Origin of the sequence: Paraburkholderia bannensis (assembly GCF_014200455.1) — a bacterium.
Taxonomy (GTDB): Bacteria; Pseudomonadota; Gammaproteobacteria; order Burkholderiales; family Burkholderiaceae; genus Paraburkholderia; species Paraburkholderia bannensis_A.
In genome coordinates, this window is record NZ_JACHBW010000024.1 from 64,645 (window position 1) to 84,082 (window position 19,438).

Genomic DNA, 19,438 nt, shown 5'->3' on the forward strand with positions numbered 1-19,438 from the left:
AACGCCGGATCAACGATAGACGGCAAGTCCGATCACGCAGCACACGACCACGAGCAGACTCACGCGGAACAGGGACGGGTGCCAGACGATGCGATACAGGCCGGTTCGGGCCAGCACGGAATCGAGCACCCAGGTGATCGCCGCGCCCAGAATGAAGAGCAGCACGATCGCCGGAATGTAGGCGTCCAGAAACGCCACGTCACGAGGCATGGTTGGCTCCTTGCGTGTCGTCGGGGCGCTTGCCCGACGGGTGGTTCGCATCGGCGCCGCTTGCGCCCGCATAGGCCGCGAACGGCGACTGCGGATCGATCAGCGCGGTGCGGATGAAATGCAGATGGCTCAGGCAGCGCTGCAACGCGTGCCGCTGTTCGCGCGGCGCGTCCTCGCGCAGCACGTCTTCGAGCACCGCTTGCGCGGCGCCGATGGCGGCGGTCGTCGTGAGCAGCGCGGCGGCATGGCGGCGAGCGTCCGGACGCTCGAACAGCGCGGCCACGCTCTTGAGCGCCGCGGCGGTTTGCGTGCGCCAGGGCGCGTGCGTGTCGAAGCGCGGATGCACCGGCAGCGCGCTTAGCTCCTCGCGCAGATCGATCGCGGCGTTGCCGGTTTCGAGCGTCGAGAACATCCAGCGCAGCGTGTCCTGGCGGAACGTCTCATCCTTGCCCGCGAGTGCATTGAGCTGGAACATCAGATCGCGCGCGCCGCTCTCGAAGCGGTTGCGCAGGCCCGCCCCGCCAGCGATGCCCGGCAGTTTTTGCAGACGAGCGCGGCACGCATGCACGGCCTGGCCGCGCAGGTTGGCGAGCAGGCGGTTGCGCAGCCAGGGCGTCGAAGGCGGCAACAGCACCGCGAAGGCGGCCGCCGAAACGATCTGTGAGACCACCAGCGCGAAGGCGTCGTTGATATAGCCGCTCGGGTTGTACTGCACCACATTGTCCGGGCCCGCGAGAAAGCACAGGAAGATGCAGTAGCCCATGCCATAACCGGCGTAAGCGGGGCGCGTCGTCAGGAAGGTGCCGAAGGCGAGCGCCGGCGCGAGTGCCACGCACAGCATCGGGAAGCCGTCGATGTGCGGAAACACGCCAAACGTCAGGATCATGCCGACGATGGCCGCGATCATCGTGCCCACCGCCATCTGGCTCGACATGCGCGTGGGGGCGGGCGAGGCCGAGGCCAGCGCGCAGGTGGCCGCCGCATTGAGCACGAGGTTCGTGCCGCTCGGCCAGGCCGTGGCGATCCAGAACGCGCCCAGCAGACCCATGACGATGGCCGCGCGCACGCCATGCACGCTCGCCGCGAACAGGTTTGTCTTCGGCACATAGCGCGCGATCCACTTCTCGCGCGAATGCGTATCGACGGCAAGCGACGCGTAGGTCGCCGTGTACTCGTTCATCTCGTGCACGAAGCGGTAGAACAGTTCGGTCGCGGTGTCGAAGTCGAGCAGGCTGGCGGCTTTTTCGGCGTTGGCAAGCGTGGCGACGAGCTGATCGCGCGTCGCGCGCACGCGGGCGGGCAGCGCCGCGCGGTACTGCGAAAGTTGCGCCGAGGCATGCGTCGCGTCGGCGGCGCTCATCACGCGCTCGCCGGCCTTGTCGAACAGCGGCGCGATCTCGCGGAAATACGGCTCCAGCGCCTCGATTGTGACCTTCGCGCTGACCGTCGAGCCTGCGTGGCGCAGGCGGTTCATCAACTGATGCAGCGCGTGAAAACGCGTCGACGCCGCCATGAACTCGGTGTTCAGGCGCGCGAGACGCCCCGAACGCATGCGCGAATCGGGCGACTCGAACACGGCATTGCTGCGGCTCGCCTCGAAGCCGACGATATCGGCCACGAATCGCGCGTTGGTGGCTTCGATCTGCGAACGGTCGATGCGACCGGCCAGCGACGCCGACACATAGTCCACGAACGACGAAAAGCGGCGGCGCACGGTGGAGCGCAGCAGCTCGCCCGTGTATTGCGGAAACACGATGGCGCTCACGGCGCCCGAGGCCAGAATGCCGATCGAGATTTCGGCCACGCGGGTCATCGCCGACATGAACGCGCCGTCGGGATTCTGCGAAGCCGGAATGCCGATCAGCGCGGCCGTATAGCCCGCGAGCACGAAGCCATAAGAGCGGAAGTTGCGGTTACGCGCCGCGCCTGCCGTGCACACGCCCACCCACATCGCCGTGGTGGCGATGAAGAGCTCGGGCTGCTGCGCGAACAGCCCGATCAGCGCGAGCATCACGACGAGACCGACCAGCGTGCCGCAGATCCGGTAAAAGCTCTTGGCGAACACCGGGCCGCTTTGCGGCTGCATGACGATGAACACCGTCGTCATGGCGGTGCGCGGCGAGGGCAGTTCGAGCTTCATCGCCACGCCCAGCGCGATGAGCGCCGCGGCGATGGTCTTGAACAGATAAAGCCAGACGAGGCCGTCGGTGCGGGCCCAGTCGGCGAAGGCCTTGATGACGCCCTGGCCTTGCGGCGGCGAGGCGGACGAAGGAGAGGAGGAGGCTTGCATGGTCGCTCGCCTCAATGAATACCGTCAGCCGCCGACGAATGCGGCGCGAGCAGCGCGGCAGGCGCGAGCGGCACGGCGCGCGTCTTCTTGCCGTGCGCGGGCAGTTGCTCGGCGGGCGTCGGACTGGCCACGGCCGGGTCGGCGGCCGCGTCGGCGCTCGCACTGATGGCGCCGCCGCCCAGCGCCGCCACCAGCGTCGCGTGTGCGGTCAGACGCTCGGCCTGGATGCGCGCGACGCCTTCCTGCGCGTGCAGCAACTGCGTCTGCGCGATCAGCACGTTGACGTAGTCGCTCAGACCGCGGCGATAGCCTTCCTGCGACAGATCGTAATTGCGCTGCGCGGCGGCCACCGAACGATGCGCGTCGTCTTCCTGGGTCGCCAGCGAGCGCATGCGCACCACCTGATCGGCGATTTCCTTGAGCGCGGTGACGACGGTCTGGTTGTACTGATCCACGGCGATGTCGTAAGCCGCCGATTGCGCGCCGAGCTGCGAGCGCAGGCGCCCGCCGTCGAAAATCGGCAGCGACAGGGCCGGACCGCCCGCGTAGCTGCCGCTCATCGACTTCAGGAACTGGAATAGCGGACCGGCGGCCGCGTAGCCGCCCATCGAGACCAGCAGGTTGATGTTCGGATAGAAGTCGGCCTTGGCCACGTCGATGCCGCGCGCCTGGGCGGCGACGGTCCAGCGTGCCGCCACGATGTCCGGGCGATGGCCGATGAGTTCGGCCGGCAGGGCCGAGGGCAGGCCTGCCGGTGTGGCCAGCGAAAGCGCCGGGCGCTGGATGGTTTCGCCCGCGCCGGGGCCTTTGCCCGCGAGCGCCGCAAGCTGGTTCTTGCCCAGCGCGATCGCTTCTTCGAGCGAATCGATCTGGCGTTCGTACTCGGGCAGCGGCGTTTCGGCCTGGCTCACTTCGAGCTGCGTGCCGATGCCGCCCTTCAGGCGACGCTGTGCGAGTGCGAGGACTTTCTGCTGTTCGGCGAGCGTTTGCTTCGCGATATCGAGCAGCGCGTAGTTCATCGACATGTCGATGTAGGCGCGCGTGACGTTCACTTCCAGTTCGAGCTGGGCGGCGCGTGCGTCGGCGGCGGTGGCGTGGGCCACGTCGAGCGCGCGTTCGGCGTTGTTCTTGTCCTGGCCCCAGAGATCGAGGTGGTAGGACAGACCGAGCGAGGCGGTATTGTTCCAGGAGTTCGAATTGGCGAGCGAGCCCGGGCCGTAATAGATATTGTCGGACCAGTGCTGGCGCTGCACGGACATGCTGCCGTTGATCTGCGGCAGCAGACCGGCTTCGGCCACGCCCGCCATCGAGCGGGCTTCGCGCACGCGTGCCTGGGCGGCGGCGAGCGACGGATTGCCCGCGATCGACGCCTCGATCCACGTATTCAGCTGAGGGTCGTTGTAGCCGCGCCACCAGTCGCTGGCGGGCCATTGGGCGTCGCTATTGGCGGCGCGAATCGCCGAGCCGACGTCCAGCTCGCTCGCGTCGACGTGCTTCGCTTCTGGGGCGATTCCCCCGGTACTGGCGCATCCCGCGATTATCAACGAGAACGTAAGAACCACGGCTACGGCGAGTCCTTTTGGCACCGGAGACTGCACGATTTACTCCTTTACTGGCGATAGATTGCTGTGCGTCATTATATTTTTTGCTCGATTGGCGAATAACCGGTAAGGATGCAAGGCATTCTTACGGGTTATGAGATAATTGATTTTGCAAAACGTGCAACAATAAGCCCGTCAGAAAGAGGATTGGTATGGATACGCTTCAAAACATGCGTGTATTCGTGCGGGTGGTCGAGGCGGGCAGCTTTACCGGCGCCGCCCAGCATCTGAATACGACGACGGCTTACGCGTCGCGCGCGGTTTCCGATCTGGAGGCGCATCTGCGCACGCGCCTTCTGAACCGCACCACGCGACGCATCGCGCTCACCGAGGCTGGCGAGCGTTATCTGCAGCGCTGCGAGCAGATCCTGGCCTACGTAGACCAGGCCGAAGCCGAAGCCGGCGACGCGCATGCCCGCCCGTCGGGCAAGCTCAAAGTCCACGCCATGACGAGCTTCGGGCAGCACTATGTGGTGCCGGCGGTGGGGCGGTATCAGGCGCAATATCCCGACGTTCACATCGAATTGACGCTGGCCCAACGCATGCCGGACCTGCTCGACGAGGGCTACGACGTGGCGCTGGTGCTGGCAACCGACCTGCCGGATTCGGGCTTTGTCTCTCAGCGTCTGACCAGCGCGTTCAGCATCGCATGCGCGTCTCCCGCCTATCTGGAGCGCCACGGCGTGCCGCAGACGCCGCACGATCTCGTGAACCATCGTTGTCTGCAACTGGTGACGCCGGTGTTCCCGTCCTCGCAATGGACGTTCGGCGGCCCGCAGGGCATCGAGACGATCGAGCTCGGGCCGGCGACCTTCCAGGTGAACGTGGCCGAGGCGATGGCGGTGGGTGTGCGCGAAGGCATGGGCGTGGGACTGCTGCCGATCTATTCGGCCATCAGCGGGTTGCGCAGCGGGGAACTGGTGTGGATCCTGCCCGAATACCGCTCGCAGGAAATGACCGTGTTCGCGATGTATCCGTCGCGCCAGTATCTGGACGCGAAGATCCGCACGTGGGTCGAAATGTTGCGCGAGACGCTGCCGGCGACGCTTGCGAAAGATCAGACCGAGTTGCGCCAGTTCGCGCGCACCTGAATGGGGGCGTGGGAGTCGTCGGGAGTCGGCGGGAATCGGCTGGCGAAGGTGGGACTGTGACAGGCTGTTACAGCTACGCCATCTGGCAACACTTCCTTACGCACAAGCGGGCGGCGGGTTGATAAGGTAGCGCCACTGAAACGTCAATTCGCCAGAACCCGAGGATTTCCATGGATACGCATCTGATGATCGGCATCGCCGTGATGATGGGCCTGATCGGCATCGCCGCGTCGCGCGACCTTTTGCGCATGCGCCGCGCACAGCTTCAGCCCGCCACGCTGCGCGTGCAGCGCCCTCTCGACCATTCGCGCGGTCTGCGTTGAGTTGGCCGGTCTAGATTTCCACGACCTTGTCCCACGCAAACGCCGGATTCTCCGGCAGACCGCTGCGCCGGTCGCGATAGCCGCGCGGATTGCATACCACGCGCGTGCCATCCACGGTGTAGTCGAAACCCGTATGCGTGTGGCCATGCACCCAGAGCGCCGTGGGCGCGCCCAGCAGCGCGCCAAGGTCGCTCACGAATCCCGCCGATACCGGATCGTTCGCATAACGCCCGGCCAGACTTAGCCGATGCGGCGCGTGGTGCGTCACCACGATCGTCTTGCCCGCGAAGGGCGTTGCCAGTTCCGCTTCCAGCCATGCGCGCGCGTGCGCGTGCAGCGCCAGCGAATCCGCCGGCGTGAAGTCGCGCGCGCCAGCCGCGACGCTCGCCGGCCACGACACCTGTATCAAACCCTTGAAGTCGAGCATCACGCGCTGCGCCGCCGTGATCGCGGCTTCGCGCGCCGCATCGTGCACGCCGAACAGCGCGAAATCCGCCCACAAGGTCGTGCCCAGCACGCGGAAGCGGCCAGCCGGATCGACGTAGGTTCCGTTATTCAGAAAGTGCACGTTGTCGAGCGAGGCGGCGGCGTCGCGCATCGCCGTCTCGAGCGCGCCAAGCTCGCCGTCGTAATACTCGTGATTGCCCGGTACGTAGATCACAGGCACCTGCGGATCGAAGGTTTCGGCGGCCCAGCGCAGGCCGAGCCCGTGATTGTGGATGTCGCCCGCGAGCACCACGAGGTCGGCTGTGGCGTGCGGAATCAGCACGGGTTCGTCCAGTTCCAGATGCAGATCGGACAGCACGCGGATCTTCACGGCGTTGGCTCCTCGCGGTTGACGGGATTCGCGTCAGCGAATCACCTTGCCCGGATTCATCAGGTTGAGCGGATCGAGCGCCGCCTTGATGGCGCGCATCATGCCCAGTTCGACTTCGCTCTTGTAGTGCGCGTTTTCTTCGACCTTCAACTGGCCCAGGCCGTGTTCCGCGCTGATCGTGCCGCGATGGCGCGCGACGCTGTCGTAGACGATGCGGTTGAGCTGTTTTTCGTGATCGGCGAGGAACTGCTTTGGGTCGCCGCCTTCGGGCGCCTGCACGTTGTAATGCAGATTGCCGTCGCCCAGATGGCCGAACGTCACCATGCGCGCGCCGGGCACCGCGCGCGCGATTTCCGCGCCGGTTTCCTCGATGAAATGGCCGATGCGCGAAATTGGCACGCCGATGTCGTGCTTCACGTTCAGCCCTTCCTGGGCCTGCGCGAGCGGAATGTGCTCGCGGATATTCCAGAAGGCCTGCGACTGCGCGAGGCTTTCCGCCACCACCGCATCCTCCACCAGACCCTGTTCGAGCGCCGCTTCCATGAGGCGCTCGAACAGTGCGCGGCCATGTTCTTCGCTTTCGTTGTCGGACAGTTCGAGCAGGACGACCTGGGCGTGGCGCCCGGCGAACGGATAGCGCAACTGTGGGAAATGGCGGCCTACCAGTTGCATGCAGAAGTCCGACATCAGCTCGAAACCGGTCAGCAGCGGCCCTGCATAACGTTGCGCGAGCGCCAGAAAGTCGAGCGCCGCATGCGCCGATCCCAGTGCCGCGAGCGCCGTGACGCTCGCCGCCGGTTGCGGATGCAGCTTCATGACCGCGGCGGTGATGATGCCAAGCGTGCCCTCCGCGCCGATAAAAAGATCGCGTAGATCGTAGCCGGTGTTGTCCTTGCGCAGGCCGCGCAGCCCATCCCACAGTTCGCCTTGCGGCGTCACGACTTCGAGACCGAGGCACAGCTCGCGCGTGTTGCCGTAGCGCAGCACGCCGGTGCCGCCCGCATTGGTCGACAGATTGCCGCCAATCGTGCAACTGCCTTCGGCGGCCAGCGATAGGGGGAACAGCCGCCCGGCGTCGGCGGCGCGCGCCTGCACCTCAGCGAGAATCACACCCGCTTCGACGGTAATCGTGTTGTTGTGCGCATCGATCTCGCGTACGCGGTTCAGGCGGCGCAGGCTCAGCACGGCTTGCTGGCCGCTCGCGTCAGGCGTCGCGCCGCCCGCGAGGCCGGTGTTGCCGCCCTGCGGCACGAGTGCGACGCGATGCGTGTGCGCGAGCTTGACGATGGCGGCGGTCTCCGCGGCGCTGGCCGGGCAGAGCACCGCGCAGGTCGCGCCCTGATAGCGCTTGCGCCAATCGACGACATAGGGCGCGGTGTCGTGGGCGTCGGTCAGCACGTGCTGCGCACCGATGGCGGCGGCGCAGGCGTCGAGGAAGGCTTGCGGGGCGGATTGGGTCATGGCTTGGTGGGGTGTTGGCGATGCGATTGCTGCGGCCTGGCATACGGAATGCGTCTGCCCTTGCTGCGAACGGTTGCAGCAAGGGCGACCAAAAGCTTAGTGTGACACGCCTGGCGTGTGCGTTGCGTCGGCCGATGCGTCTATAGCGTCTATGGCGCCTTTATGCGGCCTCGCGTTTCGCACGCCGGGCGGCGCGCTTGAACGGGGCGACGTAGGCGAGCGCGCAGCCAAAGAAGGCAAACGACAGCCCAACTTCGATCCAGCCGAGCACGTCGCCGGGGGCGGGATCGGTCATGCCGCGCACGATGCCTTCGGCGAAATACAGCAGCACCAGCATCGACGCCCACTGAAAGGTGTAAAGGCGGCGGCGCAATACGCCGGGCAGCGCAGCCGCGAGCGGCAGGGCCTTGAGCACCAGCGCACTGCCGCCGGGGCGCAGCGGCGCGATGCGCCACTCCCAGGCAAGGCAGAGCGCGGTGAGCGCGGCCAGCAGGATGAATGCGCCGAGCGCGGCGAAGCGGCGACCTTCGCGTGGCGTGAGAGCAGTCGCCGCCAGGTCGCGCTCGTGCCGCGAGTTTTGCGATGACGGTAGAGTGCGCGGCTGCGTTTGCTGCGTTTTGTTGGCGTGGTGATCGGCATCGAGCCGCCCGTCTGGCGTGCTCGACGTGCGCGCGGCTTGCTCGCCATCGGCTTCACGTCGTGCGCCAGTGATATCGGGCGGCCCGCCGCTCATGGCCGTTCGCCTTGCGCGAGGGATAGCGAGGCGCGCGCCAGACGCACGCCCAGAGCGACGGCGAGCGCTTTTTCATCGGCGCTCAAACCGTGGCCGCGGCCGTCGGAGCGGGCGTGATGCGAAGCGCCATAGGGCGTGCCGCCGCCATCCGTCGACGAGAGCGCGCTCTCGGTGTAGGGAATGCCCACGAGCAGCATGCCGTGGTGCAACAGCGGCAACATCATCGAAAGCAGCGTGCTTTCCTGGCCGCCATGCAGGCTGCCGGTGGAGGTGAACACGCAGCCGGGCTTGCCCGCGAGCGCGCCGGCGAGCCACTGCGGCGTGGTGCCGTCGAGGAAGTACTTGAGCGGCGCGGCCATGTTGCCGAAGCGCGTGGGCGAGCCGAGTGCGAGACCGGCGCATTCCTCCAGGTCGCGCAATTCGGCGTAGGGCGGCCCGTCATCGGGAATATCGGGTGCGGTGGCCTCGCAAACCGTGGATACGGGCGGCACCGTGCGGATGCGCGCTTCGGCGCCCGGCACGCTGTCGATGCCCTGAGCGATGGCGCGCGCGAGTTCGCGGGTGGCGCCATGGCGACTGTAGTAGAGCACAAGAATCGGTTTCATCGGGCCTCGTCGGTGGACGGGATATTATAGGGTCTGGGTTCGGCGCGGTTTTCGCAGCGTGCCCACGGGGTTTTCACCGCAGCGCCCCCGCAAGGCGCGCTGCGCTGTCTGGAGAAGGCTGCACAATGGATGTGTTGTCGAGAGTACGAATCGATCTGGATATCGTGAAGCGGCTGGCACGCTTCGCGGCGCGGCGAAGCCGCGAGGATCGCATTCCGCAGGTGGCGGGCAGCCTGACATTTACGACCATGCTGGCGATCGTGCCGCTTGCCACGGTCGCGTTCGCGCTCTTTACGGCGTTTCCCATCTTCTCGTCGTTCCAGAACTCGCTGCAGGTTTTTCTAGCCGATCACCTGATGCCGGCGCAGATCAACAGCCAGATTTTCCTTTACCTGAATCAGTTCGCGTCGAAAGCCAAGGGCTTGACGACGATGGGCATGATCGTGCTGTTCGTCACATCGGTCATGACGATGATGACGGTCGAGTCGGCGTTCAACGTGATCTGGCGTGTGCGCAAGGCGCGGCCCTTTGCGCAGCGCGTACTGGTGTACTGGGCGATTCTCACGCTCGGGCCGATTCTGATCGGCGTGAGTCTGTCGATTTCGTCTTATCTCTTTACGCGTTCGCTGGCGCTGGCCACCGAGCAGCACGTCTCGATGCTGTTCGACTGGATGCTGATGGGCGCGTCGCTGCCGCTCACGGCGCTGGCCTTCACGATGCTCTATGTCTACCTGCCCAACTGTCGCGTGGAATGGCGCGATGCCGTGATTGGCGGGATCGCCGCGGCGATTGCCTTCGAACTGGCCAAGCGGGGATTCGGTTATTACGTGCGGCGTATTCCGACTTACACGGCGGTCTACGGCGCATTCGCGGCCGCACCGATGTTCCTGCTCTGGATGTATCTGAGCTGGTTCATCACGCTGGTGGGCGCGATGATTACCTCGGCGCTGCCCGAGATACGCACGGGGCGCTTCAACCGGCCGCGTTTTCCGGGCAGCGATCTGCTGGACGCGCTCGAACTGCTCGGCGGTCTGGCGCAGACGCGCGACGCGGGCAGCCCAGGCTTGAACACCGAGCAGATCGCCCAGCTATTGCGGCGCGATCTTGCCACGGTGACGCGGCTCGTGAACTGCCTTGAAGAAGACGAATTGATCGCCCAGCTGGAACGCGACGGCGCGAAGCCCCATTACGTGCTGATCGCCAATCCAGCGCGCGTTTCGGTAGAGCGCATTTATGCGCGGTTCGTGATCGATCGCACGGAACTGGCGTATCAACTGAAGTCGAGCGACATCGACGCCGGCCTGCTGCTGGCTGCGCTGGACAACGACAAACTGTCGGTTTCGCTGGCTTCGCTGCTGGCGGCGCGCCGTGAACTGGCGCGTCTGGCCGAGGCCAACGGCCAGCCGTCCGGGCTTCCGCATCCGGCGGCGTGAGGTCTGCTGCCGCCGGTGCGTTTGGGCCGCGGCGATGGAGCGTGGCTAGAGCGAGATCTTTCCGCGGCAGATATCCGAAAACATGACCCAGTCTCCCATCAGACTGTAGATCGGGTGCCGGAAGGTGGCGGGGCGATTCTTCTCGAACATGTAGTGACCGATCCAGGCGAACCCATAGCCGCAGATCACAGCGGCGGGCAGCCAGAGCCAGATGCCCGTGGCGATCGCCATGGCGATGCAGCCGATCACACCCAGCGAACCGATGAAATGCAGCCGCCGCGACATGAGGTTGCTGTGTTCGCTCAGATAGAACGGATAAAACTCCGCGAAATTCGCGAAGTGCCGATGGTCGGTGTGGGTAGCGTGTGCCATGTCTCCTCCTTGCGCGTGAGGGATGCGGACGCGACTTGGGCTGGTCAGCAAAAGCGGTTCCTGCGAAGCATTTTCTTGCTAATCGAACGACCGTGCAAGCCGGGAAATGCCTGTGGAGGCGATGCGTATTGCATCGCTTTTCGCAGGCATTTTCAGCCACTGCCATGCCCGCTCAGCCGTTGCCCACCCGTGGACCGTTGACCGCGAAATCGTAAAGCGAATCGAGCGTGGCGTCGGGTTGTTCGGTCATCAGCGCGTGGCCAGCGTCGAGCGTGACCGTATCGAAGCGCACACCCGCATCCTTGAACACTTTAGCGATTGCAGCGCTCGCGCGCGGCGGCGTCATGAGGTCGCGTTTGCCGACGATCAGGCGCGCTGGGCAGCTTACCTTCGCCGCGCTCGCCAGGCCCTCGGCGTAGGCATTGCACGCCGCAAAATCGGTATGAAAAAGCTCTGGTTCGCCCCGGGCGGCGACGCGCTCCATCAAACGCTGGTTCATGCCGCGCAGCCAGAAACCCGGCCCTGGGCTCGACGGCTTGGCCGCGAGCGTGGAATGCGACCAGGCGTTGACGAGTTCAATGGCCTCAGGTTCACGCTCGCGCGCGGCTTCGAGTAACGCTGGAGAGACCGTCATGGGAAACGCCGTGGCGAGCAGGGCGACGGCCTTGGCGCGCGCGGGGTAACGCGCCGCAAATTCCAGCGCGACGAGCGAGCCCATGCTGTGTCCCACGACAATCGCTTGCTCCACCTGCAGCACCCGGAGCAGGGCGTCGAGCCAATCCGCGAGCGCGCCAATGCTTGTGAGCGCGGGACCGGCGCTGCGCATATGGCCCGGCAGATCGACGGCCAGCACACTAAAGCCGTGATGTGCGAAATAGCGCGATTGCAGCCCCCAGACACTGTGGTCGTGCTGCGCGCCATGCACGAACACGACGGTGGGGCACGCTGGATCGAACGCGCGACCGCCGGTGTAGGCGTAGACGTGTTTGCCCGCGACATCGGCGATCATGACGCCTCCTTGCCTGCCGCAGCCTTGTTGGGCGTGTTGCTGCTTTTCTGCGAGGCCTTGAGCGCGCGTTTGAGGTCGTCGATGAGGTCGTCGGGGTCTTCGAGTCCGATCGACAAGCGGATCGTGCCCGCCCCAATTCCGGCCGATTGAAGCGCGGCTTCGTCCATGCGGAAGTGCGTGGTGGAGGCGGGGTGAATCACCAGCGAGCGCGCATCGCCTACATTGGCAAGGTGCGAAAAGAGCGAGAGCGACTCGATAAAGCGCTTGCCCGCCTCGCGGCCGCCCTTGAGGTCGAAGCTGAACACCGCACCCGCACCGCGCGGCAGCAGGCGCTTCGCAAGCGCATGGTCGCGATGGCTTTCGAGTTCGGGATAGGCCACTGCCTCTACGGCCTCGTGCGCCGCGAGAAACTCGACGACACGGCGCGTGTTCGCCACATGGCGCTCCATGCGCAGCGGCAGCGTTTCGATGCCTTGCAGCAACTGCCACGCGGCCTGCGGATGCAGGCAGGCGCCGAAGTCGCGCAGGCCTTCGCGGCGCGCACGCAGCAGGAAAGGCGCGACGCTGCTTTCTTCACTGAACACCATGCCGTGAAAGCCTGCATAAGGCTGCGTGAATTCCGGAAATTGCCCCGAAGCCTCGAAATCGAACGTGCCGCCGTCGACCAGCACGCCGCCGATGGTCGTACCGTGGCCGCCCAGGAATTTGGTGGCCGAGTGATAGACGAAATCCGCGCCATGCTCGAAAGGGCGTAGCAGGTAGGGCGTGGTGAAGGTCGAATCGACCAGCAGCGGCACGCGATGCTCATGGGCGATCTGCGCGACGGCGGCGACGTCCAGTACGTCGAGCCCAGGATTGCCGAGCGTTTCGCCGAACAGCAGGCGCGTGTTGGGACGTAGCGCCGCACGCCAGGCATCCAGATCGCCTGGCTTGACGAAGGTTGTTGCGATGCCGAAACGACGCAGCGTGTAGTTGAGCAGGTTGTGCGAGCCGCCATAGAGCGCCGCCGAGGCGACGATATGCGCGCCCGCGCCCATCAACGTGGCGATCGCCAGATGCAGCGCCGCCTGGCCGCTCGCCGTGCCAATTGCGCCCGCGCCGCCCTCCAGCGCGGCTACGCGTTCCTCGAACACGGCCACCGTGGGGTTCGAAATGCGCGAATAGACGTGACCCGCGCGCTCCATATTGAAGAGCGCGGCGGCGTGGTCGGTGTCGCGGAACGCGAACGACGTGGTCTGGTAGATCGGCGTCGCGCGGGCGCCGGTGACAGGGTCGGGCGCGGCGCCGGCATGCAGCGCGAGCGTGTCGAAGCGGGGATCGGACATTCTGGCAGCACAGCCGGCGCGAACCGGCGACGGGTGAAAGGTGCTGGCATCGTATCACCGACCAGGCGGTCAGCAAACGCGGCGCCGGTGGCACTCCAACGCCCGGCGAGGGGCCAAAACCCTTGCGGCACGGGGCCTGGCGAGGATCGTTGCCAGGCTGTCCGGTATAACCCGAATGGCCGATGCTGCTTCGCGCAAGCCGTGCGAACACGCGGCTCCGGTCACGCTGGCCGGGATTTTCAGGGCCCGGATGGGTCTTTCGGCCCGCTTTCCTGCGGCTTTTCTTTTGACGGTCTTTCCGCTAGGATCGAAAACAGGTAGGTATCTTTTCAGCATCTCCCCCCAATAGACCAGCATTTCCCCGGAGACACATCATGCGTGTGAGCGATATTCTCAAGGTCAAGGGCAATACGCTCTACACCGTCACGCCGGACACGGCGCTGCACGACGCCGTCAATACCATGGCTGAACACGACATCGGCTCGCTCGTGGTCATGGAGTACGGTGATCTCGTCGGCATGCTCACGTTCCGCGAGATCATTCTCACGCTGCGCACCAACGGCGGCAGCGTGGGCACCACGACGATCCGCAAGGTCATGGACGACCATCCCATCACCTGTACGCCTGAAACCGAAGTGGACGAAGTGCGCCGCATGATGCTTGAGCACCATGTGCGCTATCTGCCCGTGATGGAAAGCCGCTCACTGATGGGCGTGATCTCCTTCTACGACGTCGCGAAGGCGGTGGTGGAAGCGCAGGGCTTCGAAAACAAGCTGCTCAAGGCATATATCCGCGACTGGCCCGAAGAAGAGCGTCATTCCGCGACCTGAGCGCCGCGTACCGGCCTGCAGTTTGCCAGGGGCAGCCCCAAAAGCTGCATGAAGAAAGCGCGCATCAGGCGCGCTTTTTCACGTCTGACGACCGATTCCGACCGCATAAAAACAACTCGATGAACGATAGACCGATGCACGCCGCGCAGGCGGCCCCCGCCGAAGAAACCGGGCACGGCTCGCAGTTCGCCCTGCTGCGCCAGCGCCGTTTTGCGCCGTTCTTCTGGACGCAGTTTCTGGGCGCGATGAACGACAACGTGTTCAAGATCGGTTTTACGTCGCTCGTGACCTATCAGGCATCGCGATTCTCGGGCGTGGATCCCAAGACCGTGGCGTTCCTGATCTCGGCGATTTTCATCGTGCCGTTCGTGCTGTTTTCGGCAACCTCGGGCCAGATCGCCGACAAATACGACAAGGCCGTGCTCACGCGCTGGGTCAAGACCTTCGAGATCGCGGTGATGCTGGTGGGCGCGGCCGGCTTCTGGATGCACAGCGCACCGCTGCTGTATTTGTGCACGTTCCTGATGGGCGTGCATTCCACGGTGTTCGGGCCGATCAAGTACGCGTATCTGCCGCAGAAGCTTTCGGACGATGAACTCGTCGGCGGCAACGGCCTGGTGGAAATGGGCACGTTCGTCGCGATCCTGATCGGCACGATCATGGGCGGGATTGCGGCGGGAATTGGTGCAAATTCAGGCGCGAGCGATGCAGGCGCCAGCACCGCGACGGGCACGCCGGTCGGGGCATGGTGGCTCGGCGGCCTGTGCATCGTCATCGCGCTGATCGGGCGCGTGGCCAGCAGTTTCGTGCCGCCGTGCGCGTCCCTGCAGCCCGACCTGCGCATCAACTGGAACCCGTTTTCCGAGACCTGGCGCAATCTGCGCCTCGCGCACCAGAACCGTACGGTGTTCCTCAGTCTGCTGGGGATTTCGTGGCTGTGGTTCGTCGGCGCAACCTTTCTCGCTTCGTTCTTCAACTTCGCGAAGGACGTGCTGTCCGCCGATCCCGATGTCGTGACGCTGCTGCTCGCCATGTTTTCGCTCGGCATCGGTTTCGGCTCGCTGATGTGCGAAAAGCTCTCGCGCCGCCGTATCGAAATTGGCCTCGTGCCGCTGGGCTCGATCGGCATGAGCGTGTTCGGCATCGACCTGTTTTTTGCGAGCCATGCGCTGCCCGCTGCGCCGCATCTGCTGTCGGTGGGCGAGTTCGTGGCGACGCTCGCGCACTGGCGCGTGCTGGCCGATCTGTTCCTGCTGGCGATGTTCGGCGGCTTCTACAGCGTGCCGCTTTATGCGCTGATTCAGAGCCGCAGCGCGCCGGGCCATCGCGCGCGCATCATCGCCGCGAACAACATTCTCAACTCGCTGTTCATGATTGCATCGGCGCTGATGGCGATCGGGCTGTCGGCGGCCGGCGTAGGCGTGCCGGGGATCTTCCTGACGACGGCGCTGCTCAACATCGTCGTGGCGGCTTATATCTACACGCTCGTTCCCGAGTTTTTGCTGCGCTTCGTGGCGTGGGTGCTTGTGCATACGGTCTACCGCGTGCGGCTCGTCAACGCCGAACGCATCCCCGCCGCGGGCCCTGCCGTGCTGGTCTGCAATCACGTGAGCTTCGTCGATGCCGTGGTCATCATGGCCGAGAGCCCGCGGCCGATCCGCTTCGTGATGGATCATCAGATCTTCCGCTCGCCGCTGCTGGGCTGGGTGTTCCGCCACGCGAAGGCGATTCCGATCGCGCCCGCGCACGAGGACGCGGCGTTGCTCTCGGCGGCCTATGACGCCTGCGCTGCGGCGCTGGCCGAGGGAGAACTCGTGTGCATCTTTCCCGAGGGCAAGATCACGCGCGACGGCGAGATGAATCCGTTCCGTCACGGCGTAACCGAGATCCTCAAGCGCCATCCCGCGCCGGTCGTGCCGATGGCGCTGCGCGGTTTGTGGGGCAGCACGTTTTCGCGGCACGCGGCGTCGGGGCAGGGGCGTCCTACCCGGCGCGGTCTGACCAGCCGGCTCACGCTGGCGGTGGGGGAGCCGGTCGCGCCCGCGGACGTGACGGTGGAAGGGCTGCAACGCACAGTGTCGGATCTGCGCGGCGAGCGCCGTTAGTACGGGCGGCGGCCGTCCGTTGTCCAACGTCCGCAGGGCCGGGCGGGGCGGCGCGCGGACTGGCATAATGCTGGATTCCCCGAATCACTTTGGACGACTGCCATGTCCGGCAATACGCTCGGTACGCTTTTCACCGTCACCACCTTCGGCGAATCCCACGGTCCGGCCATCGGCTGCGTCATCGACGGCTGCCCGCCCGGCATGGCGCTCACCGAAGCCGACATCCAGATCGATCTGGACCGTCGCCGTCCCGGCACGTCGCGTCACGTCACGCAGCGCCAGGAAGCCGACCAGGTCGAAATCCTTTCGGGCGTGTTCGAAGGCGTCACGACCGGCACGCCGATCGCGCTCCTGATCCGCAACACCGATCAGCGCAGCAAGGACTACGGCAACATCGTCGAAACCTTCCGTCCGGGTCACGCCGACTACACCTACTGGCAGAAGTACGGCGTTCGGGACTATCGCGGCGGCGGTCGCTCCTCGGCTCGCCTGACTGCGCCCACGGTCGCGGCGGGCGCAGTGGCGAAGAAGTGGTTGCGCGAGCGCTTCGGCGTACAAGTGCGCGGCTACATGAGCGCGCTCGGCGAGATCGACGTGCCGTTCGTCGACTGGCAGCACGTGCACGAGAATCCGTTTTTCGCCGCCAACGCCGATGTCGTGCCGCAGCTTGAAGACTACATGGACGCCCTGCGCAAGGACGGCGACTCGATCGGCGCACGCATCAACGTGGTCGCGAGCGGCGTGCCGGTGGGCTGGGGCGAGCCGCTGTTCGACCGCCTGGACGCCGACATCGCGCACGCCATGATGGGCATCAACGCCGTGAAGGGCGTGGAGATTGGCGCGGGTTTCGCGAGCGTCGCGCAACGCGGCTCGACCCACGGCGACGAACTCACGCCTAACGGTTTCCACGGCAATCACGCGGGCGGCATTCTCGGTGGTATTTCGACGGGCCAGGACATCACCGTGTCGATCGCGATCAAGCCGACTTCGAGCATCCGCACGCCGCGCCGTTCGATCGACAAGGCGGGCGAGCCGGCCGTGGTCGAAACCTTCGGCCGTCACGATCCGTGCGTGGGCATTCGCGCCACGCCGATCGCCGAAGCCATGCTGGCGCTCGTGCTGATCGATCACGCCATGCGTCATCGCGCGCAGAACGGCGATGTCGTCGTGAGCACGCCCAGGATCGCGGCCAGCGACGTCTGATTGCCCGCAGTGCTGGAAGGTGTGCGGAAGGCGTGCCGAAGGTGTGCGGCAGGGCGTCGCATTTTGGCTCCTTCCCACGCCTTTTTAAGACTTAGCCAATGTTCTGGCGCATCGGAGTTTCATAAATTGCCCGGATCGGCGCATTTCGCGCTGTCTCCGGGTTGTTTTGATGAACGCTGCGCATTCCTCCGCCTTTCCCTTCTCATCCGCCGATATCTGGCAGACCGCACAGACGTGGTACGCCGCGCACGACTACGACGCTGCGCTTGAGGCGCTGGAACGGCTACTGGACGTTCATCCGGCCGACCAGGACGCATTGGAACTGGCTGCGCGCGCGTTGGCAGCGAAGGGCGTGTCCGGCCCGGCCGATACGCTTGCCACCGTTGGCGCGCTTGCCGATGCTCACTACGCGCTAGGTGCGTGGCTGCTTCGGCGCGGCCGTATCGCGGCGGCGGAGCAGGCTTACCGGCGTTTGCTTGCGCTGCGCCCGGACGATGTTTCCGCGCTGTCCAATCTTGGCGTCGTTCTGATGCATGAGTCGCGCATGGACGAAGCCGAGGCCGTGCTTGCACGCGCACTCGAAGCCGATCCGAACCATATCAACGCGCTGCTCCATCAAGGTTTGCTGATGTGGCGCCTGGGACGGCTCGCGCAGTCCGAAGCCGCTTATCGCGCGGCGCTCGCGCGCGATGCAAATAACGCGCAGGCGTGGAACAACCTCGGCTTGCTACTCAAGGATATGAACCGGCTGCCGGAATCCGAGACGGCGTGCCGCCGTGCGGTGGCGCTCAACGGGAGTCTCGCCGAGGCGCATAACAACCTCGGCAACGCGCTCTGGCAACTCGGGCGCGTTGAAGAATCCGTCGAAGCCTATCGCCACGCGCTCGCGCTGCGTCCGGATTACGCGGCTGCGCGCGCGAATCTTGCATTGCCGCTGCTGTGTCTTGGCGACTACGAAAGCGCGTGGCCTTTGTACGAGGCACGCCATGATCCGTCGATGGGTGCGGAAGGCGTGCGCAGGCCGCCGGTGCCGTATCCGCCATGGCAGGGCGAATCGCTCGTCGGCAAGTCCATCCTCGTCTGGCCCGAGCAGGGGTTAGGCGACAGTCTGCAGTTTTGCCGCTATGTACCGATGCTGAAAGCGCTGGGCGCGGCTCATGTGAGCGTGGCATGCGCGCCTACCCAGCAACGCCTGTTCGAAACGCTGGCGGGCGCGGATCGGGTGATTCCCCTGAACGGTCAAGGCCGGATCGAACGCCACGACTACTGGTGCCTGATGATGAGCCTGCCGCTTCGCTTCGGCACCACGGTCGCGACCATTCCGGCGCGTGTGCCGTACTTGCTCGCGCAGGCAGACGAAGTCGAAAAATGGCGCACGCGCTTGCCTCGCACGGGCTTGAAGGTGGGTCTCGTGTGGGCCGGCAATCCCCGTGCGGATCAGGCGAGTTCGAACGCCATGGATCAGCGGCGCTCGCTGGACGCGCAGGCGTTCGTGCCGCTCTTGAACATGCCCGGTGTCACGTTCATCAGCCTGCAACTCGGCGACTCGACGCGGCCGCAGATCGCGAAGCTGCCTGCAGCAATACAGCCATTCGATCCGATGGATGAGGTCCGCGATTTCGCCGATACCGCAGCCATCGTCGCTAATCTCGATCTGGTGATTACCGTCGATACGTCGATGGCGCATCTGACGGGCGCGCTTGGCAAGCCCGTGTGGGTGCTGTCGCGTTATGCGGCGTGCTGGCGCTGGTTCAAGGACCGCGAGGATTCACCGTGGTACCCGGGTGCGCGGGTGTTTCGCCAGACTCAAGCCGATGCATGGGACGACGTATTGCGGCGAGTGGAGCGCTCGCTTGCGGAACTGGCCGCTTAGAGACGAATGAGGACGAAAAAGGGCCGCGCGAGCGGCCCTTCGAATGACGGACTTCCGTCTTTACATGTTCGGATAGTTCGGCCCACCGCCGCCTTCGGGGGTGACCCAGACGATGTTCTGCGTCGGGTCCTTGATATCGCAGGTCTTGCAGTGCACG

The 19,438-nt window shown here is 65.4% G+C and carries 18 protein-coding genes; 7 read left to right on the top strand and 11 right to left on the bottom strand.

Features of this window, described 5'->3' with window-relative positions; genetic code table 11:
* Nucleotides 1–9 precede the first annotated feature (9 nt).
* The 3 genes from F4827_RS30105 to F4827_RS30115 are packed head-to-tail and all read right to left on the bottom strand — an operon-like array spanning nt 10 to nt 4,098.
* Nucleotides 10–210 (bottom strand): DUF1656 domain-containing protein, encoded by a 201-nt coding sequence (locus F4827_RS30105; RefSeq protein ID WP_167056474.1) that lies wholly within the window; start codon nt 208–210, stop codon nt 10–12.
* A complete protein-coding gene (locus tag F4827_RS30110) occupies nt 200–2,500 on the bottom strand; it encodes an FUSC family protein (RefSeq protein ID WP_183731253.1) in 2,301 nt (766 codons plus the stop codon). The genes F4827_RS30105 and F4827_RS30110 overlap by 11 nt, the downstream gene beginning before the upstream one ends.
* An 11-nt stretch (nt 2,501–2,511) precedes the next feature.
* Nucleotides 2,512–4,098 (bottom strand): efflux transporter outer membrane subunit, encoded by a 1,587-nt coding sequence (locus F4827_RS30115; RefSeq protein ID WP_183731256.1) that lies wholly within the window; start codon nt 4,096–4,098, stop codon nt 2,512–2,514.
* A gap of 155 nt (nt 4,099–4,253) precedes the next feature.
* Between F4827_RS30115 and F4827_RS30120 the strand changes: the two genes are divergently transcribed.
* A complete protein-coding gene (locus tag F4827_RS30120) occupies nt 4,254–5,192 on the top strand; it encodes a LysR family transcriptional regulator (RefSeq protein WP_183731259.1) in 939 nt (312 codons plus the stop codon).
* Nucleotides 5,193–5,362: 170 nt separating this feature from the next.
* Complete coding sequence (locus F4827_RS30125; RefSeq protein WP_183731262.1) at nt 5,363–5,515, top strand: hypothetical protein; 153 nt, start codon at nt 5,363–5,365, stop codon at nt 5,513–5,515.
* 10 nt (nt 5,516–5,525) lie between these two features.
* On the opposite strand, the gene F4827_RS30130 is transcribed toward F4827_RS30125, so the two are convergent.
* From F4827_RS30130 to wrbA, 4 genes are all read right to left on the bottom strand, one after another.
* A complete protein-coding gene (locus tag F4827_RS30130; RefSeq protein WP_183731265.1) occupies nt 5,526–6,332 on the bottom strand; it encodes a metallophosphoesterase in 807 nt (268 codons plus the stop codon).
* Nucleotides 6,333–6,365: 33 nt separating this feature from the next.
* The gene (locus F4827_RS30135) at nt 6,366–7,793 is read right to left on the bottom strand and encodes an FAD-binding oxidoreductase (protein WP_183731268.1); all 1,428 of its coding nucleotides are present in this window, start codon (nt 7,791–7,793) and stop codon (nt 6,366–6,368) included.
* Nucleotides 7,794–7,953: 160 nt separating this feature from the next.
* The gene (locus F4827_RS30140; protein WP_183731271.1) at nt 7,954–8,526 is read right to left on the bottom strand and encodes a DUF2069 domain-containing protein; all 573 of its coding nucleotides are present in this window, start codon (nt 8,524–8,526) and stop codon (nt 7,954–7,956) included.
* Nucleotides 8,523–9,131 (bottom strand): NAD(P)H:quinone oxidoreductase, encoded by a 609-nt coding sequence (wrbA, locus tag F4827_RS30145; RefSeq protein ID WP_183731274.1) that lies wholly within the window; start codon nt 9,129–9,131, stop codon nt 8,523–8,525. Before wrbA ends, F4827_RS30140 begins: the two co-directional genes overlap by 4 nt.
* Before the next feature lie 125 nt (nt 9,132–9,256).
* Here wrbA and F4827_RS30150 point away from each other — a divergent pair, with 125 nt between their 5' ends.
* On the top strand, nt 9,257–10,564 hold the full coding sequence (locus F4827_RS30150; RefSeq protein WP_183731277.1) for a YihY family inner membrane protein: 1,308 nt from the start codon (nt 9,257–9,259) through the stop codon (nt 10,562–10,564).
* Between the two features lie 45 nt (nt 10,565–10,609).
* Here the strand turns inward: F4827_RS30150 and F4827_RS30155 are convergent, their stop codons facing one another.
* The 3 genes from F4827_RS30155 to F4827_RS30165 all read right to left on the bottom strand — a co-directional run bounded on the left by F4827_RS30155 (nt 10,610) and on the right by F4827_RS30165 (nt 13,270).
* Entirely contained in the window at nt 10,610–10,936 is a 327-nt protein-coding gene (locus F4827_RS30155) for an Mpo1-like protein (RefSeq protein ID WP_183731280.1), read from the bottom strand.
* A 172-nt stretch (nt 10,937–11,108) separates the two neighbouring features.
* A complete protein-coding gene (locus tag F4827_RS30160) occupies nt 11,109–11,945 on the bottom strand; it encodes an alpha/beta fold hydrolase (RefSeq protein ID WP_183731283.1) in 837 nt (278 codons plus the stop codon).
* Nucleotides 11,942–13,270, bottom strand: coding sequence for an O-acetylhomoserine aminocarboxypropyltransferase (locus F4827_RS30165; protein ID WP_183731287.1), 1,329 nt, complete (start codon nt 13,268–13,270; stop codon nt 11,942–11,944). The genes F4827_RS30160 and F4827_RS30165 overlap by 4 nt, the downstream gene beginning before the upstream one ends.
* Nucleotides 13,271–13,644: 374 nt before the next feature.
* On the opposite strand from F4827_RS30165, the gene F4827_RS30170 reads away from it, so the two are divergent.
* The 4 genes from F4827_RS30170 (at nt 13,645) to F4827_RS30185 (ending at nt 19,281) form a co-directional block, all read left to right on the top strand.
* Nucleotides 13,645–14,100, top strand: coding sequence for a CBS domain-containing protein (locus F4827_RS30170; protein WP_183731290.1), 456 nt, complete (start codon nt 13,645–13,647; stop codon nt 14,098–14,100).
* 119 nt (nt 14,101–14,219) lie between these two features.
* A complete protein-coding gene (locus tag F4827_RS30175; protein ID WP_183731293.1) occupies nt 14,220–16,205 on the top strand; it encodes an MFS transporter in 1,986 nt (661 codons plus the stop codon).
* Between the two features lie 102 nt (nt 16,206–16,307).
* Nucleotides 16,308–17,408, top strand: coding sequence for a chorismate synthase (gene aroC, locus F4827_RS30180; RefSeq protein ID WP_183731295.1), 1,101 nt, complete (start codon nt 16,308–16,310; stop codon nt 17,406–17,408).
* 169 nt (nt 17,409–17,577) lie between these two features.
* Nucleotides 17,578–19,281 (top strand): tetratricopeptide repeat protein, encoded by a 1,704-nt coding sequence (locus tag F4827_RS30185; protein ID WP_183731298.1) that lies wholly within the window; start codon nt 17,578–17,580, stop codon nt 19,279–19,281.
* A gap of 60 nt (nt 19,282–19,341) precedes the next feature.
* Here F4827_RS30185 and F4827_RS30190 read toward each other — a convergent pair.
* Nucleotides 19,342–19,438 (bottom strand): 4Fe-4S dicluster domain-containing protein (locus tag F4827_RS30190; protein ID WP_133254623.1); only part of this gene is annotated, 97 nt, incomplete at its 5' end.

Coding starts and splice junctions, on each gene's coding strand:
- F4827_RS30105 (WP_167056474.1), bottom strand. CDS start 210: ATGCCTCGTGACGTGGCGTTTCTGGACGCCTACATTCCGGCGATCGTG.
- F4827_RS30110 (WP_183731253.1), bottom strand. CDS start 2,500: ATGCAAGCCTCCTCCTCTCCTTCGTCCGCCTCGCCGCCGCAAGGCCAG.
- F4827_RS30120 (WP_183731259.1), top strand. CDS start 4,254: ATGGATACGCTTCAAAACATGCGTGTATTCGTGCGGGTGGTCGAGGCG.
- F4827_RS30125 (WP_183731262.1), top strand. CDS start 5,363: ATGGATACGCATCTGATGATCGGCATCGCCGTGATGATGGGCCTGATC.
- F4827_RS30135 (WP_183731268.1), bottom strand. CDS start 7,793: ATGACCCAATCCGCCCCGCAAGCCTTCCTCGACGCCTGCGCCGCCGCC.
- F4827_RS30140 (WP_183731271.1), bottom strand. CDS start 8,526: ATGAGCGGCGGGCCGCCCGATATCACTGGCGCACGACGTGAAGCCGAT.
- wrbA (WP_183731274.1), bottom strand. CDS start 9,131: ATGAAACCGATTCTTGTGCTCTACTACAGTCGCCATGGCGCCACCCGC.
- F4827_RS30150 (WP_183731277.1), top strand. CDS start 9,257: ATGGATGTGTTGTCGAGAGTACGAATCGATCTGGATATCGTGAAGCGG.
- F4827_RS30155 (WP_183731280.1), bottom strand. CDS start 10,936: ATGGCACACGCTACCCACACCGACCATCGGCACTTCGCGAATTTCGCG.
- F4827_RS30160 (WP_183731283.1), bottom strand. CDS start 11,945: ATGATCGCCGATGTCGCGGGCAAACACGTCTACGCCTACACCGGCGGT.
- F4827_RS30165 (WP_183731287.1), bottom strand. CDS start 13,270: ATGTCCGATCCCCGCTTCGACACGCTCGCGCTGCATGCCGGCGCCGCG.
- F4827_RS30170 (WP_183731290.1), top strand. CDS start 13,645: ATGCGTGTGAGCGATATTCTCAAGGTCAAGGGCAATACGCTCTACACC.
- F4827_RS30175 (WP_183731293.1), top strand. CDS start 14,220: ATGAACGATAGACCGATGCACGCCGCGCAGGCGGCCCCCGCCGAAGAA.
- aroC (WP_183731295.1), top strand. CDS start 16,308: ATGTCCGGCAATACGCTCGGTACGCTTTTCACCGTCACCACCTTCGGC.
- F4827_RS30185 (WP_183731298.1), top strand. CDS start 17,578: ATGAACGCTGCGCATTCCTCCGCCTTTCCCTTCTCATCCGCCGATATC.